The organism is Leifsonia sp. PARNA 1/14 (assembly GCF_055720965.1).
On sequence record NZ_JBVQSP010000006.1, the window covers coordinates 215,926 to 233,749 of the forward strand.

14 protein-coding genes are annotated in these 17,824 nt (G+C 69.9%); 10 read left to right on the plus strand and 4 right to left on the minus strand.

Annotated elements, in window-relative coordinates:
* Positions 1-93 precede the first annotated feature (93 nt).
* Together AC0HS0_RS16705 and AC0HS0_RS16710 are read left to right on the plus strand one after the other, a co-directional pair.
* Positions 94-813, plus strand: coding sequence for a GAF and ANTAR domain-containing protein (locus AC0HS0_RS16705; RefSeq protein ID WP_472965263.1), 720 nt, complete (start codon positions 94-96; stop codon positions 811-813).
* Positions 810-1,547 carry a GAF and ANTAR domain-containing protein gene (locus AC0HS0_RS16710; protein ID WP_472965264.1) on the plus strand — a complete coding sequence of 246 codons (738 nt, stop codon included), beginning with the start codon at positions 810-812 and terminating at the stop codon, positions 1,545-1,547. Before AC0HS0_RS16705 ends, AC0HS0_RS16710 begins: the two co-directional genes overlap by 4 nt.
* Here the strand turns inward: AC0HS0_RS16710 and AC0HS0_RS16715 are convergent.
* Both AC0HS0_RS16715 and AC0HS0_RS16720 read right to left on the minus strand, forming a co-directional pair.
* The gene (locus AC0HS0_RS16715) at positions 1,537-2,475 is read right to left on the minus strand and encodes a helix-turn-helix domain-containing protein (protein ID WP_472965265.1); all 939 of its coding nucleotides are present in this window, start codon (positions 2,473-2,475) and stop codon (positions 1,537-1,539) included. The two genes, AC0HS0_RS16710 and AC0HS0_RS16715, sit on opposite strands and share 11 nt — an antisense overlap.
* A 153-nt stretch (positions 2,476-2,628) precedes the next feature.
* Positions 2,629-2,850, minus strand: a complete 222-nt coding sequence (locus AC0HS0_RS16720) for a hypothetical protein (RefSeq protein ID WP_472965266.1) — start codon at positions 2,848-2,850, stop codon at positions 2,629-2,631.
* A 123-nt stretch (positions 2,851-2,973) separates the two neighbouring features.
* Here AC0HS0_RS16720 and AC0HS0_RS16725 point away from each other — a divergent pair, with 123 nt between their 5' ends.
* Positions 2,974-3,132 (plus strand): hypothetical protein, encoded by a 159-nt coding sequence (locus tag AC0HS0_RS16725; protein WP_295122218.1) that lies wholly within the window; start codon positions 2,974-2,976, stop codon positions 3,130-3,132.
* 15 nt (positions 3,133-3,147) lie between these two features.
* Here the strand turns inward: AC0HS0_RS16725 and AC0HS0_RS16730 are convergent, their stop codons facing one another.
* Positions 3,148-3,513 carry a hypothetical protein gene (locus tag AC0HS0_RS16730; protein WP_472965267.1) on the minus strand — a complete coding sequence of 122 codons (366 nt, stop codon included), beginning with the start codon at positions 3,511-3,513 and terminating at the stop codon, positions 3,148-3,150.
* Between the two features lie 125 nt (positions 3,514-3,638).
* On the opposite strand from AC0HS0_RS16730, the gene mgrA reads away from it, so the two are divergent.
* From mgrA to AC0HS0_RS16745, 3 genes are all read left to right on the plus strand, one after another.
* Complete coding sequence (mgrA, locus tag AC0HS0_RS16735; protein ID WP_472965268.1) at positions 3,639-4,676, plus strand: L-glyceraldehyde 3-phosphate reductase; 1,038 nt, start codon at positions 3,639-3,641, stop codon at positions 4,674-4,676.
* Positions 4,677-5,008: 332 nt separating this feature from the next.
* Positions 5,009-6,604: a hypothetical protein gene (locus tag AC0HS0_RS16740; RefSeq protein WP_472965269.1), complete on the plus strand. Its 1,596-nt coding sequence runs from the start codon at positions 5,009-5,011 to the stop codon at positions 6,602-6,604.
* Between the two features lie 25 nt (positions 6,605-6,629).
* Positions 6,630-7,724, plus strand: coding sequence for a hypothetical protein (locus tag AC0HS0_RS16745; protein ID WP_472965270.1), 1,095 nt, complete (start codon positions 6,630-6,632; stop codon positions 7,722-7,724).
* A 21-nt stretch (positions 7,725-7,745) separates the two neighbouring features.
* Here the strand turns inward: AC0HS0_RS16745 and AC0HS0_RS16750 are convergent, their stop codons facing one another.
* Positions 7,746-8,450, minus strand: coding sequence for an SOS response-associated peptidase (locus AC0HS0_RS16750; protein WP_472965271.1), 705 nt, complete (start codon positions 8,448-8,450; stop codon positions 7,746-7,748).
* Between the two features lie 413 nt (positions 8,451-8,863).
* On the opposite strand from AC0HS0_RS16750, the gene AC0HS0_RS16755 reads away from it, so the two are divergent.
* The 4 genes from AC0HS0_RS16755 (at position 8,864) to AC0HS0_RS16770 (ending at position 17,717) form a co-directional block, all read left to right on the plus strand.
* Positions 8,864-10,381: a sugar transferase gene (locus AC0HS0_RS16755; protein WP_472965272.1), complete on the plus strand. Its 1,518-nt coding sequence runs from the start codon at positions 8,864-8,866 to the stop codon at positions 10,379-10,381.
* Positions 10,382-10,447: 66 nt separating this feature from the next.
* The gene (locus tag AC0HS0_RS16760) at positions 10,448-15,148 is read left to right on the plus strand and encodes a PKD domain-containing protein (protein ID WP_472965273.1); all 4,701 of its coding nucleotides are present in this window, start codon (positions 10,448-10,450) and stop codon (positions 15,146-15,148) included.
* Positions 15,145-16,353 carry a glycosyltransferase gene (locus AC0HS0_RS16765; protein ID WP_472965274.1) on the plus strand — a complete coding sequence of 403 codons (1,209 nt, stop codon included), beginning with the start codon at positions 15,145-15,147 and terminating at the stop codon, positions 16,351-16,353. Before AC0HS0_RS16760 ends, AC0HS0_RS16765 begins: the two co-directional genes overlap by 4 nt.
* Positions 16,354-16,370: 17 nt before the next feature.
* Entirely contained in the window at positions 16,371-17,717 is a 1,347-nt protein-coding gene (locus AC0HS0_RS16770; RefSeq protein ID WP_472965275.1) for a hypothetical protein, read from the plus strand.
* The last annotated feature ends 107 nt before the right edge of the window (positions 17,718-17,824 follow it).

A 17,824-nucleotide genomic window follows, 5' to 3' on the forward strand; every position in this document is an offset into this window, starting at 1 on the left:
CGGAGACGGTCGATGCCGGAGTGGGAGGTGCGCGAGCCGGGACGCCGGAAAGCCGACGCGGCCGAGGGCGGCGATTCGGCCATAATTGAGGCGATGGCCAACGAAGACGAACGATTCTCGCGGGCGATTCGCGAGTTGCGCGACGAGCTGCCGTCGAACCGGGCGCTCGGCAGGCCTTTCGTCGACCTCTTCCCGGTCGAGGGCACCGCCATCTCGACGCTGGGCGACCTCCTCGGCTCCGAGACCGTCTTCGCCAGCGATGCCCAGGCGGCCCGGCTCGACGAGCTGCAGCTCGATCTGGGGATCGGCCCGTGCTGGGACGCCCTCAGCACCTCCCGGCCGGTGCTGGAGCCGGACCTGCGGCATGACCCGCGCACGAACTGGCCCGCGTTCAGCGAGGCCGCCGTCGCCGATGGGGTCGGTTCGCTGTTCGCCTTCCCGATGCTGGTCGGCTCTCTGCGGATCGGCGCGATCGACATGTACTCCCGCGCCGCGCTGACACTCGACCGGGTTCAGACCCGGCAGGCGGCCTCCCTCGCCGACGAGGTCGGGCGCCTGGTGCTGCGGCGAGCGCTCGTGCGGTCGAGCGAGGACGACCCGGACGAGCCGGAGAGCCCGTTCTCGCGGCGCCTCGTGCACCAGGCGACGGGCATGGTCCTCGCCCAGCTCGACATCAGCGCAGACGACGCGCGGCTCGTGATCCAGGGCCACGCGTTCGCGACGGGCCGCTCCATGATGGACGTCTCGCGCGACGTCGTCGCCGGGGAGCTCGACTTCGCAGAGGATGCTCCGGCCGACGAGGGTCCGCGATGACGGACAAGACGCGCGAGCTGGAACTCCTCCGTGCCTTTGTGGGACTCGCGGACACGCTGGTCGCGGATTATGACGTCGTCGACCTGATGCAGCGGCTCGTCGACACCTGCAGCGACCTCCTGGCGGTCACGGCCTCCGGCGTCCTCCTCGCCGACGACACCGGCGAGCTCGACCTCCTCGCCTCCACCAGCGAAGCCAGCCGCCTCGTGGAGGTGTTCCAGCTCAGCGCCTACTCGGGCCCGTGCATCGAGAGCTACACGACGGGCCGGATCGTGTCGCTGCCGGACATCGCCCTCGCTCCGGCGCGCTGGCAGCAATTCCGCGACAAGGCGCTCGGCCACGGCTTCGAGTCGATCCACGCCATCCCGCTGCGGCTGCGCGACACCACCATCGGCACACTCAACCTGCTCGGGGAGGCCGCCGGCGAGCTGGCCGAGGACGATCTCGTCGCCGCCCAGGCGTTCGCCGACGTCGCGACGATCGGCATCCTCCATCAGCGCACGCTGCACGAGAGCGAGATGATCCGCCTGCAGTTGCAGACCGCGCTCAACAGCCGGATCGTGATCGAGCAGGCGAAAGGCGTGGTCGCCCAGCTGCAGAAGATCAGCATCGACGAGGCTTTCGCCGTCATCCGCGGCTACGCCCGGAGCCACCAGCTGGGGCTGACGGCGGTCGCGACGGCGATCGTCGACCGGACGCTCGTCCCGCCGGGCGCTGAACCCGCTACGGCTTGATCGCCGGCGGCGCCTCCGGTGCCCCGAACTCCGCGATGTAGACCCTGCGGAAGCGGTCACCGGAGGCGAAGCCCCACCGGAAGGCGAGGTCGTCGTCGCTGGTCGCCGGGTCGCGCTCCCGATCCGAGCGCGCAGCCGAGAGCCGCGCAGCACGCAGATACCGCCCCGCGCTCGTCCCTGTGCGCGACCGGAACGCCAGATCGAGGTCGTAGCGGCTCGCACCCGCCGCCGACGCGATGTCGCCGACGGTGATCGGCAGCGAGAGGTGGTCGTCCACGAAGGCGGTCGCCCGCCGGAAGATCGTGCGCTCGGTGCGGTTCGTCGCCGGCCGGATGCGGCGATCTCCCACCAGCGGGAACGTCTCGAGGACGTCCACGGCGAGCTCGTGGAAGAGGCCGGCGCGGACCAGAGGGTTGTCGAACGTGCCCGATCGGAGGAACTCCGCGGCGAGCTGGATCGATTGGAGCATCCGATAGCTCCGGCGCAGGTCGACGGGTCGCGGCGAGGCGAACTCCGGCACGACGCGGTCGTCGGCGAAGACCACGCGTGAGACATCGCGGAGCAGGCCGGGTGCGATGTAGACGTTGACGATCGTCAGGTTCTCGCCGTGTCCGAACAGGTCGTGTCCCGGACGAGCCAGGAACGGCGCAGCGTACGACGAGTCGCGCTCTCCGTCGATCTCCCAGCGATAGTCGCCCGAGAAGACGCCGGAGACGCTGAACTGGTCGAACTCGCCGTCGGACTGCCACTCGCCGCCGATCCGGTAGAGGCCGACCGACAGGCCGTCGTCGCCGGCCTGCTCGACACGGAACGAGAAGTCGGCGCCGGGATCCCGCGAGAACGCGAACCGCCCGTCCGCCTCCCGCAACAGGACATCGGCCTCGGTCGGGTCCGCAGTGCTGCTCCGCACGCGCCTGAGGTCGCTCACAGACCGAACAGTACCCCCGGATGGTGTCGCCGCCCATATCCCGGGTTCCACTGCTGGAGGCGCGGCCCACGCGGAGGTACTGTGGTGGTCCCTGTAGCTACGGGTATGGGGAACAATGCCAGAGCCCGTCCGAGCGATCGGGCGGGCTCTGGTCTACTCGTCGCGTGCATCCGGCCGATCGAACTCCTCGAGCTGGTCGATGCCCTGCGGCTCCTCGACCTCCACCTCGACGCCTTCCACCTCGACGCCGCCCTGCGGCTCGGCCCCGCGCTCCTCGTCGTGGAACGCGCCCGTGCCCTCGTCGAGCGTCCCCTCCCCGTCGGGATAGCCGGCCTCGTCGGGGTATTCGGCTCCTCCGGTGTTCGACATGTCCATGGGTCTCCCTCCGTCTGCAGACGATCCTGCAACACGGGCGAGGCGACGCGCCAGAGCCACGATCGACCCGGCCAGGTCGTCCACCCCATTGACGAGCCCGCTTGAGTGGCGTTCCCTGGCGGCATGGTAGCTCTCATCATCATCCTGCTCGTGATCTGGCTCATCCTGGCGATCCTCGGGTTCGCCGTGAAGGGCCTGCTGTGGCTCGCGATCCTCGGCATCGTGTTCTTCGTCATCACGGCGATCGTGGGCTGGTTGCGCCGGGGCGCCTCCCGCAGCTGAGCGGGCACGACCCGCTCAGCGAATGGCCTCGACCGCGGCCATCACCGTTCCGGCGAGCGCGGTGAGAGCCATCGCGCAGAACAGCACGGCCATCGCGATCAGGCGCGCGCGGCGGGAGGGGACCGCCGCGCGCACGACTCCCATGGCGATGAGGCACAGCAGCACCAGCCCGGAGGCCGCCAGCGCGACGCCCACGTGCATCCCGCTGAGCGGGAGGAGGACGGCGAGCGCCACGACGGCGAGCAGAACTCCGAGCACCAGCCATTCTCGGCCCCGGGAGGTCGTCAAGGCGGGCTGGTCGCCGACCCGGGTGGAGTCGAGCCCGGTGGGATCGTCCAGGGTGGAGTCGGGGCGGCGGGTGCTGCTGCTGGTCTGCTGCATGTCCCCGACTGTCCGCGGCTGAGAAAGCCCTGCCAGGCCTTGACAACCGATTCATCCGTGCAGGGACACAATCGCATCGGCGAGCGCTGTTGGACGAACGCCCGCGCAGCGGGGAGGCTGGTGGCATGACCTACGTACCGAACCCCTCCCGCTACGACCGGATGCCGTATCGCCGCACCGGCCGCAGCGGTCTCGACCTCCCCGCGCTGTCGCTCGGCCTCTGGCACAACTTCGGCGACGACCGCCCCCTCGAGACCCAGCGCGCCATCGTCCGCCGCGCCTTCGACCTCGGCGTCACCCACTTCGATCTCGCCAACAACTACGGGCCCCCCTACGGCGCGGCCGAGATCAACTTCGGCCGCATCCTCCGCGAGGACCTGCGCCCCTTCCGCGACGAGCTGATCGTGTCGTCGAAGGCCGGTTGGGACATGTGGCCCGGGCCGTACGGGCAGGGTGGAGGCAGCCGCAAGTACCTGCTCGCCAGCCTCGACCAGTCGCTCGCCCGGCTCGGACTCGACTACGTCGACATCTTCTATTCGCACCGGCCCGACCCCAGCACCCCGCTGGAGGAGACGATGCAGGCGCTCGACACCGCCGTGCGCAGCGGCAAGGCGCTCTACGTGGGAATCTCGTCGTACGGTGCGGACGAGACCCGCCGGGCCGCGCAGATCCTGCGCGAGCTGGGCACCCCGCTCCTCATCCACCAGCCCTCGTACTCGATGCTCAACCGGTGGATCGAGACCGAGGGACTGCTGGAGGCGACGGGCGAGCTCGGCGTGGGCGTCATCGGGTTCACCGCGCTGGCGCAGGGCATGCTGACCGGCAAATACCTGAACGGCGTCCCGGAGGGCTCGCGTGCCGCCGCAGGGACATCGTTCGACGCCGGGTGGCTGACCGACGAGGCGGTCGAGCGCCTGCGCGGGCTCGACGCGATCGCCTCGGCTCGCGGGCAGACGCTGGCGCAGCTCGCGCTCGCGTGGGCGTTGCGCGATCCGCGTGTCACGTCGCTGGTGATGGGCGCCAGCAGCGTCGCCCAGCTGGAGCAGAACATCGGGGCGCTCGACGACCTCGAGTTCTCGGCCGAGGAGCTGGCGGCGATCGACGGGTTCGCCGTCGACGCCGGCGTCGACCTCTGGGCCGGCGCCCGTCGCGGCGAACTCTGACCAGCGGTTACCACCTCTCGAATCGCTCGTAAATCCCCTCCCCGGGGTTCGCGGGCGAACGTACCGTGGTGCCATCACGTCGGATGCGACGTCGCGTGGATCACGGACACGGCGTCTTCCCGATGTGTGTGGGGCGGATCCCGGGCGGCAGGGCTTCAGGCCGGCCTCCCGGGGTCCGAGCAATCGACGATGCGGTGAATCGCGGCCTACCGGCGGGTGAAATATCCGTAGATTGTGTGCTTCCGCAGTACTTCCTCAGGGACTCATCGGAGTCGTCTGATTGGCTGGACGCCGTTCGGGTATGCGAAGCGAGATCGGGGGATGCGACTTCGATGGCAGTGAGCACGCTGACCGGAAGCGATCGCCAGGTCGGCACCGAGCCGCTGAGGGCGGTCCGGCCGTGGACGCTCGCGATCACCTTCGGCCTGGTCGCGACGGTCGTGTGCGCCGCCGGCAGCTGGATCCCCTCGCTCTGGGGCGACGAGGCCACGACGCTGATGTCCGCCCGGCGCCCCGTCACCACGCTCCTGCCGATGCTCTTCCACGTCGACGCCGTGCACGGCCTCTACTACCTCGGCATGCACGGCTGGATCCGGCTGGCGGGTGAGAGCCCGTTCGCGCTGCGGTTCCCGAGCGCCGTCGCGATCGGCTTCGCGGTCGCGGCGGTCACCCTGCTCGCGGGCCGCCGGGGAGGCCCGAAGGCCGCCCTCGTCGCCGGCATCGTGGCGTGCGTCCTCCCCCGGATGACCTACGCCGGCGAGGAGGCGCGCTCGTTCGCCTTCACCGCGGCCGCCGCCGCCTGGCTGACGGTGCTGCTGCTCTGGCTGGTCGACGGCGGTGGACGATCGGCTCCGGCCTCCGTGCGCCGCAGCTGCTGGACCGTCTACGCCGCCGGGCTCGCGCTCACCTCGTACCTCTTTCTCTACACGGCCTCGATCGCGGTCGCCCACCTCGCCATCCTGCTGCTCTCGCGGGCCTCGCGCCCTGCCCTGCGCGCCTGGGCCGTGGCGACCGGATGCGCCCTCCTCGCTCTCACCCCACTCGTGCTGCTGGCTTACCTCGAGCGCAGCCAGATCGGCTACCTGGGCAACCAGACGCTCGACCCGTCGACCCTGCTGTGGATGCCGTGGTTCGGCAACGGCTGGGTCGCGCTCGCGGCCTGGGCGTGCATCGCGCTCGCGGTCGGCGCGGCGGCCTCCGCGCGCTGGGGCCGGTCCGGGCGGGAGGCGGCGCCGAAACAGGCTGCGGCGGCGCGGGCTCCGCTGCCGATCTCGGCCACGCTGGTCGGCGCATGCTGGCTGATCCTGCCGACCGGGACCCTGCTGCTGATCAACCTGGCCTTCCCGATGTACGCAGCGCGGTACTCCACGTTCGCCGCCCCCGCGGCCGCGCTTCTCGTCGCCGAGGGGCTGCTGGTGCTCGGCCGCCTGGTGTCGCGCCGCGCCGGCGTTCCCGCCATCGCCGTGACCGGGGCCGGCCTGCTCGCCTTCGTCGCCGTCTGCACCCCCGTGTACCTGTCGCAGCGCGGCCCGTACTCCAAGAACAACTCGGACTGGGCCGAGATCAGTGCGGCGATGGGCACCGCCGCGGCGCCCGGCGACGCGGTGGTCTTCGACGAGTCCACCAAGCCGTCGCAGCGCCCTCGGCTCGCGATGCACACCTACCCGGCCGGCTTCACCGCGGTCAGCGACCCCACCCTGCGCACGCCCTACGATCGCAACATCGGCTGGGCTGACCGCGTCTACTCGATTCCGAAGGCCGCGGAACTCGGCCGTTTCGACAGCGTCCAGCGGGTCTGGCTGGTCGAGAACGACGTGGACGGCAGCCTCGACCACTACGGGCTGGCAGAACTGCAGGCTCTCGGCTTCGAGGAGACCGGGCGCAGCATCCCGACCCACCGGACGATGCTGATCGAGCTCACCCGCTGACGCCCGCGCCGCCTAAGCTCGGAGCATGAACACGGCGGTGTCGGAGGACGGGGTCGGCGAACACCGGGGCGCCGAGCGGATCTCGCGCCGCCTGCAGGCCGCGTCCGTCGAGTCGCTCGCGCTCGGCATGGGGGCGCTCGCGTTCGTCGCCGTCGGGGTGGTGGCGTTCATCGTCTTCGCCGGTCACGACCTCTCGATCGCCGGCGCCGGCTCGGTCGGCCAGTTCGCGGCGATCGCGTGCTGCATCGTGGCCCTCGCCTCCTATGGCGGCGGGCGCGTGACGACCTGGAGCATCCCCTGGTTCAGCCGCCCGAAGGAGCACCGCTCGCGGCTCGGGGCAGCGGTCGAGGTGTTCGACTCGCTCGCGATCTCGGTCGCGCACGCCGTGGTCGTCCTCCTGCTCTGGACGGTGCTGAGCGACGTGCTCTCGCGCAGCTTCCAGGACGCGCAGGTGTTCGCCCTCCCGGCCACCCTTCTGGTGGGCACGGCGGCGGCCGTCACCGGGTACTACGTGTTCCTGTCGGCCGCGAACATGAACCCGCTGCTGCTGTCGGCCGTGGTCGCGATCTTCCTGGTCGTGGGAGCCCTGACCAGCATGCTCACCGCCTCCAACCCGCACTGGTGGAAGCAGAACCTCAGCGTGCTGGGCATCAGCGACGACTGGTCGGCCGCGACATTCAACATCACGGTGATCGTGGGAGGCGTCATCGTGACGGCCATCGCCCGGTACGCCACCGACAGCGGCAGCCTCGAGCGCCGCCCGACCCGCGGCGAGCTGCAGGTGCGCACCGGGCTCATCATCGTGGGCGCGATGCTCGCGTGCGTCGGGCTGTTCCCCGTCGACCGCTTCTTCCTGCTGCACAACACCGCCGCGACCGGGATGGCCGTCGTCTTCTGCATCCTCGCCATCGGCATCCGCTGGATGATGCCGCACCTCCCGCGAGCGTTCTACGTGCTCGGCTGGGTGTTCATCGCCGTCATCGTGCTGGTGGCGCTGTTCTTCGCGGTGGGTTACTACAACCTGACGGCGGTCGAGCTCGTGGCGGCCGTGCTCATCTTCAGCTGGATCATCGTGTTCCTGCGCATCACGGAGGCGGCCAGCGGAGACCGCTCAGCGTGAGCGACCGCCTCGCCGGGCTACTCAGACCGGCGTGATCAGCTCGGGCCCGTCGCCGACGACCGGGCCGACCCGGTCGAACACGAGCGCATCCGCCACCGGCAGCGCGGCGCGCACGGCCTCGTCGACGAGCGCCTGGTCGCCGACCACCGTCGGGTCGATCCAGTGGTCCCACAGCTCGCGCGGCAGCGGCACCGGGTTGCGGTCGTGGATGTCGGACAGGGTCTGCACGGCGTCCGACGTGAGGATGGTCGCCGTGAGGTGCCAGCGCTCGGGGTCGTCGCGCGAGAGCGCCGGGTCGGCCCACCAGGCGTACAGGCCGGCGAAGCCGAGCAGCTCGCCGTCGGCCGAGTGGATGAAGTACGGCGTCTTCTTCTTGGTCTCGGGGTCGGTCTGCCACTCGTAGTAGCCGCGAGCCGGAATGATCGCGCGCCGGGAGGCCACGGAGGCTTTGAACATCGGCTTCTCGGCCGCGGTCTCCGCACGCGCGTTGAACGTGGGCACCTTGGTCTTGAGCTCCTTCGACCACGACGGGACGAGCGACCAGCGCGCGAGCTCGAGCCGGCGCACACTCGGCTCCTCTCCCCTCTTGCTCTCCAGGAACACCGGGATGGGGTCGGTCGGCGCGATGTTCCAGCTCGGCCGCCAGTCGCGGAAGTCGCCGCCCTCGGCCACGAACTCCTGGATCATGTCGTCGGTCTCTTTGTCCAACGCGAAGCGTCCGCACATGCCGCCAGCTTAGGCCTGACCTCCGACGGCCACGGGAGACGCTGCTCGTTCGCGCACACCCCCCAAATGCGGGGAGCGCCGACCTGAGAAAACGATGTATTCTCACCTTTGTGAATTGGTGAGGAACAATCACTTTATAGCGGGAGAACGACCCGAACCCCGCTCGAAGCGACCGCACCGGAGCACACCAACCCGAGAACGCACCAACCCGAACCCCAGGGACGACCCGTGAACCCGACACGATCGCACCGAGCGCCTCACGCACTCGACCCCATCCGGGGTGCCCGGCGCGTGGCGGGCACCGGTCGTCCCTCGCGGAACGGAGCCGGCGGCGGTGAATCCGTTCGAGACCACGGTTTCCCCCAAGCCGCCGTCGGCTCTTCCACGCGGCGCGCGAGGACGGAGGCGCTGCGATGACCGTCCTGCGCCCCCGCCTCGCCACCCTCGGCCACGCGCACGCGCGCCCGCTCACCTCCGAGCGCAGCTGGGCCCGCCACTACCGCTTCCGTCTGATCGCGACCGACACGCTCATCATCCTGGTGAGCACCATCGGCGCGATCTTCGTGCGCTTCGGCTTCGATGACACCCAGACCACCACCGGCGACGGCCTCCGCGTCGACTACCTCACCGTCTCGCTGCTGATCGCCGTGACCTGGATGTTCACCCTCGCGGCCTATCACACCCGTGACGCCCGGGTCGTCGGAGTCGGCGTCGTCGAGTACCGGAGGGTCGTCGCCGCGACGGCCATCACCTTCGGCCTGCTCGCCATCTTCTTCCTCGTCGGCAAGGTCGACATCGCCCGCGGCTACTTCGTGCTCGCCCTCCCGCTCGGGATGGGCGGCGTGCTGTTCTCGCGCTGGCTGTGGCGGCACTGGCTGATCAGGCAGCGCTCGTTCGACCACTATCTCTCGCGGGCCCTCGTCGTCGGCCGGTACGACGACGTGGACACCGTGGTGCGCCAGATCCACCAGAAGTCGGGAGCGGCCTACAACGTCGTGGGTGCCGCTCTCGACACGGGGAAGCGGAAAGGCGCCAAGAAGGATGCGGAGCTGAGCCGCCGCATCGCCTCCCCGGAGCGGGAGGTGCCCGTCGTCTCGGACCTGTCGGGGGTCGCGGAGGCGGCCGCCCGGCTCGGCGCCGACACTGTGATCGTCGCCGGCCGGGCGCTCAGCGGGGGCGACTTCGTCCGCAGGCTGGCCTGGAAACTCGAAGGCACCGCGACCGAGCTCGTGCTCGCGGCGCCCCTCACCGACATCGCCGGCCCGCGCATCCACTTCCGCCCGGTCGAGGGCCTCCCGCTCATCCACGTGGAGATCCCGCAGTTCGAGGGCGGCAAGCACGTGCTCAAGCGCGCGTTCGACTTCTTCGCGTCCAGCTTCGCCCTGCTGTTCCTTGCTCCGGTGTTCCTTGCCGTCACCATCGCCATCAAGCTCGACGACGGCGGGCCGGTCATCTTCTCGCAGGAGCGCGTGGGCCGCGGAGGGGAGCGGTTCCGGATGCTGAAGTTCCGGTCGATGTGCGTCGACGCGGAGGCGCGGCTCGCCGAGCTCCAGGACAAGAACGAGGGCAACGGCCTCCTCTTCAAGCTCCACGACGACCCGCGGGTGACGCGCGTCGGCCGAGTGCTGCGCAAGTACTCGCTCGACGAGCTGCCGCAGATCCTCAACGTCTTCCTCGGCGAGATGAGTCTCGTCGGACCCCGGCCGCCCCTCCCCGCGGAGGTCGACGGCTACGAGAACCACGTGCACAGACGCCTCTACATCAAGCCGGGACTCACCGGGATGTGGCAGGTCAACGGACGATCGGACCTCTCCTGGCAGGAGAGCGTCCGCCTGGATCTCTACTACGTGGAGAACTGGTCGCTCACCGGCGACCTCGTCATCATGTGGCGCACCGTCAAGGTGCTGACACATCCCGTGGGGGCGTACTAAGTGCGCCCCCGGTATTCGCACCGCAATCCCGAGCACCTTCCCGACCGAACAGACACCGAGGTTGTCATGAGTACAGAGAAAGTCCCACGCGCTCGCTCGTTGGGCATACTGACCGCGATCCTGACGGCCGTCGGCCTCATCTTCGGAGGGCTCGCCATCGCGCAGCCCGCCGCGGCCGACAGCAATCCCCCCGATCCCACGAACCCCTCGACTCCGCCGACCGTCACCGCCGACGTGCTGCCCACCCCGCAGATCAACGGAGTCGTCTGGTCGCAGGTGGTCGTCGGCAACACGGTCTACGTCGCAGGCAAGTTCACGTCGGCGCGGCCGGCCGGCTCGCCCGCGGGGACCAACGAGACGCCGCGCAACAACCTGCTGGCGTACGACATCACGACGGGCACCCTGCTTCCGTTCGCACCGAACCTGAACGCGCAGGCGCTCTCCATAGCGGCGTCGCCGGACGGCACCCGCATCTACGTGGCGGGCGACTTCACCTCCATCGACGGCAAGGGCTACTACCGCCTCGCCGCGTTCTCCACCGCCACCAACACGATCGTCAGCACGTTCAAACCGATCCTGTCGACGACGGGACGCGCGGTCACGGCGTCGAACACCGCGGCCTACGTTGGCGGTGACTTCACGACCGTCAACGGCGTGGCCCGCAAGTACCTCGCCGCGGTGAGCTCGACCGACGGCTCGACGCTCAACTGGCAGGCGGACGCCGACGACTCGGTGTATGCCACCGCACTCACCAAGGACGGCTCCAAGGTGATCGCCGGCGGCCGGTTCCAGAACGTGGGAGGCCTCGCCAACTACGGTCTCGTCGCGGTCGACGCGAACACCGCGGCGATCCTGCCGTTCGCAGCCAACCAGACGGTGCGCGACGCCGGGTCGCAGGCGAGCATCTACTCGCTGGCGACGACCAACGACCGCGTGTACGGCTCCGGCTACGTGTTCGGCTCCGGAGGCAACCTCGAGGGCAGCTTCTCGGCCGACCCGAACACCGGCGCGATCAACTGGATCGAGGACTGCCACGGCGACACGTACTCCGTGTTCCCGCAGGCAGACAACGCGCTGTACATCGCAGGGCACATCCACTATTGCGGCAACATCGGCGGCTTCCCGCAGACCAGCCCGACGTGGACGTTCCACCACTCCCTCGCGTTCAGCAAGGCGGCGACCGGTACGATCACGAACGACCCGTACGGCTACTTCAACTGGGCGGGCAACCCCTCCCCGTCGCTGCTGGACTGGTTCCCCGACTGGACGACCGGCACCTTCACCGGCCAGGGCCAGGCGACCTGGAGCGTCAACGGCAACAGCAAGTACGTCGTCTACGGCGGCGAGTTCCCGTCGGTGAACGGCGTCGCGACGCAGGGCCTCGCCCGGTTCGCGCTGACGGCGTATGCGCCCAACAAGGTCGCCCCGCAGGGCATCCCGCTCACCCCGACGGCGGCGTCGTTCAACGCCGGCCAGGTGCGCGTCAGCTTCGCGGCCACGTACGACCGGGACAACGGCTACCTGACCTACAAGGTCTACCGCGACGCCGGCACCACGCCGATCTACCAGACCACCGTACGGTCGAACTTCTACACGCGGCCGATGATCGGGTTCGTGGACTCCGGGCTCACACCGGGAAGCCATCCGATCTACCACGTGAAGGTGTACGACCCGGTCGGCAACATGACCTCGCGTGATACGAACGCGGTGACGGTCGCGGCCACCAACAGCGGAGGCGCGTACTCCGACTCGGTGACGCAGGCGGGCGCCTCGTCGTACTGGCCGCTCGACGAGTCCAGCGGAACCGTCGCCTTCGACCACGTCGGGTTCACCGACCTGCAGGAGACCGCGACCACGCAGGGCGCGGCGGGACCGGTGGCCGGAGTCAACGCGACCACGTTCAACGGATCGACCAGCCTCGCGGTCACACCGACGGCGATCCAGGGCCCCGACACCTTCACGGTCTCGGCCTGGTTCCGTACCACGTCGACCTCGGGAGGCAAGATCCTCGGATTCGGTGCGGCCAACACCGGGCTCTCCGGCAGCTACGACCGGCACGTCTACATGGACAACTCCGGCCGTATCTACTTCGGCGTGTACCCGGGAGGCGTCGCCACCCTGAACACCGCCCCGGGCTACAACGACGGCAACTGGCACCAGGTCGTCGCGTCCCTCGGCGCGAACGGTATGCGGCTCTACCTCGACGGCAAGCCGGCCGGGGCCCGCACCGACGTCACCAGCGGTCAGAGTTACATGGGCTACTGGCGCATCGGCGGAGACAACCTGGGCGGCTGGCCGAACCAGCCGTCGAGCAACTACTTCGCCGGCGACATCGGCCAGGTGTCGATGTATCCGACGGTGCTCGACAAGACGACGGTGACGAACCAGTACATCGCGTCCGGTCGGCCGTCCCCGCTGAACCCGGCTCCGTCCGACGCTTACGGCCAGGCGGTCTACAACGACTCGCCCGACATCTACTGGCGGCTCGAGCAGACGTCCGGCACCACGGTGACCGGCTCCGACGCGTACAGCACCACCGGAACGGCCTCCGGGACGTCCACGACCAAGAACCAGCAGGGCGTGCTCCCGGGCACGACCGACAAGGCGTGGCTGTTCAACACCAACCTGTCCGGCTCGTCCGGCGGCATCGTGGTGAGCAACACCCCGGTCACCAACCCGAGTGTCTACTCCGAGGAGGTCTGGTTCAAGACGACCACCACGAGGGGCGGCAAGCTCATCGGGTTCGGCGACGCCCAGACCGGCCTGTCGGGCAACTACGACCGGCACGTCTACATGCAGGACGACGGACGCATCGTGTTCGGCACCTGGACCGGCCAGGCGAACACCATCACCTCGCCGAACCCGCTGAACAACAACCAGTGGCACCAGGTGGTGGCGACCCAAGGCCCGAACGGCATGCAGCTGTTCGTCGACGGCCAGCTGGTCGGCACGAACCCGCAGACCCAGGCTCAGTCCTACACGGGCTACTGGAGGATCGGCGGCGACAACACCTGGGGCTCCACCGGACCCTACTTCAGAGGGACGCTGGACGAGGCCGCGGTCTACCCGTCGGTGCTCTCGGCCCAGGACGTGATCAACCACTACAGCCTGGCGACCAGCGGCACGCTGCCGAACCAGACCCCGGTGGCCTCGTTCACGCAGTCCACGGCGCAGCTGACGGTCAACGTCGACGGATCGGGCTCCTCCGACCCCGACGGCACGATCGCCTCCTACGCGTGGGACTTCGGTGACGGATCGCTCGCGACCGGCCCGACGGCCAGCCACACCTATCTGCAGGGCGGCAGCTACAACGTCACCCTCACGGTGACCGACAACCAGGGCGCGACCAACACGACCAGCCAGGGCGTGAGCGTGGTCGCACCGCCGCCGAACCAGCCCCCGGTGGCCGCATTCACCTCGGGTGCGACGTATCTCGCGGCCTCGTTCGACGGAACCACGTCGTCCGATCCCGACGGAACGGTCGCCTCGTGGGCCTGGGACTTCGGGGACGGCTCGAACGGCACCGGTTCCACTGCCACCCACACCTACGCTGCGGCCGGCACCTACCAGGTCACGCTCACGGTGACGGATGACAAGGGCGCCCAGACCAGCGTGACCAACCCGATCACGGTGGTGGCGAATCAGCCCCCGGTGGCCGCGTTCACCTCGAACGCGACCAACCTGGCCGCGACGTTCGACGGCTCGACGTCGTCCGACCCGGACGGCACCGTGGCCTCCTACGCCTGGGACTTCGGAGACGGAGCGACGGGAACGGGAGCGACGGCGAGCCACACGTACGCCACGGCGGGAACGTTCACCGTGACGCTCACCGTGACGGACAACGCGGGCGCGACCAACCAGGTCCAGCACCAGGTCACCACGACCCTGCCGCCGAACCAGCCGCCGGTCGCCTCGTTCACGGCGACCCCGACGGGTCTCGGAGTCGCGGTCAACGGCTCGGCATCGTCCGACCCCGACGGCACCATCGCCTCCTACGCCTGGAACTTCGGTGACGGAGGAACGGCGACCGGAGCCACGGCGAACCACACCTACGCGACGTCCGGCACCTACACGGTCACCCTGACCGTGACGGACAACCAGGGCGCGACCGCGACGGCGACCAAGTCGGTCACCGTCACGACCGCCCTCGCGCAGGACGCGTTCGAACGGACGACGGCCAGCGGCTGGGGCAACGCCGACACCGGCGGGGCGTGGACGCTCTCGGGCGGCGCGGCCAGCTTCAGCACCGCCAACGGGTGGGGCCAGCAGACCGTCGCGGCCGGCACGACCAAGACGGCGACCCTGCCGTCCGTCACCTCCACACGCAGCGACCTGACGGTCACCCTCTCCGGTGACTCGGCAGCGAGCGGCGGCGGCCTCTACTACTCGGGCATCGGCCGCATGGTCGGCAGCGCCGACTATGAGGCCCGCGTCTGGGTGAAGGCGGGAGGCGCGGTGCAGCTGCAACTGCTGCAGGGCTCGACGACGCTCTCGGCGGCGAACATCACGGGTCTCACCGTGGTCAACGCCACCGACCAGCTGAAGCTGCGGGTCCAGGTGTTCGGCACCTCGCCGACCACCATCCGCGCGAAGGTCTGGTCGGCCACCGGCACCGAGCCGACCGCCTGGACGCTGAGCACGACCGACTCGACAGCGGCCCTCCAGGTCGCCGGCACGGTCGGCCTCCGCTCGTACCTGTCGGGCAGCGCGACCACCACCCCGGTGGTCACGCGCTGGGACAACTTCGCGGTGGTCCCGGTACCGTGACCCGGTCGCCTCGCGCGGCCATCCTCGTGGCGCACCCCGGTTCGGAGCTGTACGGCTCCGACCGGGTGCTCCTCGAGACGGTCAGCGGACTCCTCTCCGACGGCTGGGACGTGCTGGTCACCGTCCCGGCCGACGGCCCCCTGATCGCCGAGCTGCGGGGGCGGGGGGCCCGGGTGGAGCTGTGCCCCGCCCCGGTCGTCCGCAAGAGCGTCCTCCGCCCGCGGGGGTTCGTGCGCTTCGCCGCCACGACCCTCCGCGGGCTGCGGCGCGGCGGGGCGCTGCTCCGCCGGGAGCGGCCGGCGGCGGTGTTCGTGAACACCGTGACCATCCCGCTCTGGATCGGCCTGGCGCGGCTCGCCCGCATCCCCGTCGTCGTGCACGTGCACGAGGGCGAGGGCACGGCCTCCCCGATCGTCAAGAAGGTGCTCGCGGCGCCACTGCTGCTCGCGCAGACGGTGATCGCCAACAGCGCCTTCAGCATGGAGGTGCTCCGCAGCGCCTTCCCGTCCGTCGCCCGCCGCACGACCGTCGTCTACAACGCCGTGCCCGGCCCCGAGCATCGGCAGCCCGCCCGTGCCGCCATCGACGGCGACCTGCGGGTCACCTACATCGGGCGGCTCTCGCCGCGCAAGGGCGTCGACGTCGCGATCGACGCGATCGCCGAGCTCGAGCGCCGTGGCGTGCCGGCCCGGCTCGACCTGGTCGGCGCGGTGTTCCCCGGCTACGAGTGGTACGAGCGCGACCTCCGCCGCCAGGTCGACGAGAAGCGGTTGCGATCCCGGGTCTCGTTCCTCGGCTTCCAGCCGTCGGTGTGGGACTACCTGAGCGCCGGCGACGTCGTGCTGGTGCCGTCGGTCGCCGACGAGCCGTTCGGCAACACGGCGGTGGAGGGCATCCTGAGCGGCCGCCCGGTGATCGCCAGCGCGACCAGCGGCCTGCTGGAGGCCACTGACGGGTACCGCACGGCCGTCACCGTGCGCCCGGGCGACGCGGAGTCCATCGCGGACGCCCTCCAGGTGACGCTCGAGCACTGGGCCGACGCCTCCGCCCTGCTGGACGGCGATGTGCGGGCGGCCGAGGAACGGCACAGCCCGGAGTCGTACCAGAGACGCATCGCGGAGCTCGTCCGCGCGACGACCGCACGCGCGCCTAAACTGAGCCCACGCTCGCTGAGCCGTCTGAGGCTGAGCCCGCGCGAACGCTGACCGGGAGGGGGTGCGTCGTGCCCACACTCGCCAATGGCCTGCTCGCGAGCGGCCCGCTCGATGCTCCTTCGGTCGACAAGACGCTGCTGCTCGCCGTGGCGGTCGCGGTGGCGGCCCTCGGCTTCGTGGTGCTGCGCCGGTACCCCAAGCTGGCCGTGGCCTCCTGGATCGTCTCGATCTGCTTCGTGCCGATCTGGCTGGGCTTCGGGGTCGGCTTCAACGGCAACTACTACCTCCCGCCCGCGACGGCCGCCGCGTTCCTCGTCGTGGCCGCGCTGCTGCCGGTCCGCCGTTTCCGGCTGAGCTGGCTGGACGGCCTGATGACGCTGGTCGTCGTCTGCGCGATCTGCTCGCTGTTCACCGGAAACGCGGGTATCGCGCTGGGTGCCGCGATCATCGTGGTCACCTACTTCGTCGCCGGCTACATCGTCGGCCGGGTGGCGCCCCTGAAGGTGGACCCGCTCTGGATCCACGGCGCGATCGCGGTCTGCTTCACGCTCGTCGCGCTGCTGGCGATCGTGGAGGGCCTCACGCACTTCAACCCGTTCGTGCTGGTCAAGGCGCCGAACTCGCTCTACGCCGCCTGGGGCTCCATCCAGTCCCGGGGAGGCGTCCCCCGTGCCGAGGGCGCGTTCGGGCACTCGATCGCCCTGGGCGCGAGCCTCGCGATGGCGATCCCGATCACGCTGGCGTCGCCGTTCCGATTCTGGATCCGCGTCGGGATGACCCTGACGATGCTGGTCGCGACGGTCTTCACGTTCAGCCGCATCGGGATGGTGTGCGCACTGCTCGGTGTGATGCTCTCCATCCTGTTCATGCGCGATGCGATCTCCCGGCGCGCGCGGATCACGCTCGTCACGATCGTCGTCATCGCGTCCGCCGCGCTGTTCCCTCTGGTCATCTCGGTCTTCGACGACGCCGGCTCGGAGGCCACAGACAGCGCCGACTACCGCGGCGACCTCACCCAGCTCTTCGGCACGATGAACCCGATCGGGGTGGCGAGCTCGGCCGAGAAGAACTCGGCGGGCACGCTGTACTTCGGCAACTTCCGATCGATCGACAGCCAGCTCATCCTCACCGGGCTGACCAACGGCGTGATCGTGCTCGCCGCCGTCGTCGTGGCGCTGGTGTTCGGCGTGCTGCTGGTGCTGCGCGGCAAGGCGACGGCGGCGACCGTCGCTCTGGTCGCGCAGATCCCGGCCTTCGCCACGGTGGCGCTCATCACGCAGTACTCGATCTTCGTGTGGTTCGTCGCCGGCCTCGCCGCGACATCTCAGCTGATGCCCGAGGCGATGAAGATCGGCGTCATGGGCATCCCGAAGCGCGCCGACCAACCCACCGCGTCGCTCGCGCCGCTGCGCTGACCTCCACGCACATTCGTGACGAATGCGTAGGGTTCGCAGAAGCAAGATTCGTGACGAATGCCGACATTCGTGGCACGAATGTCGCGATTCGTGACGAATGTGTCGGC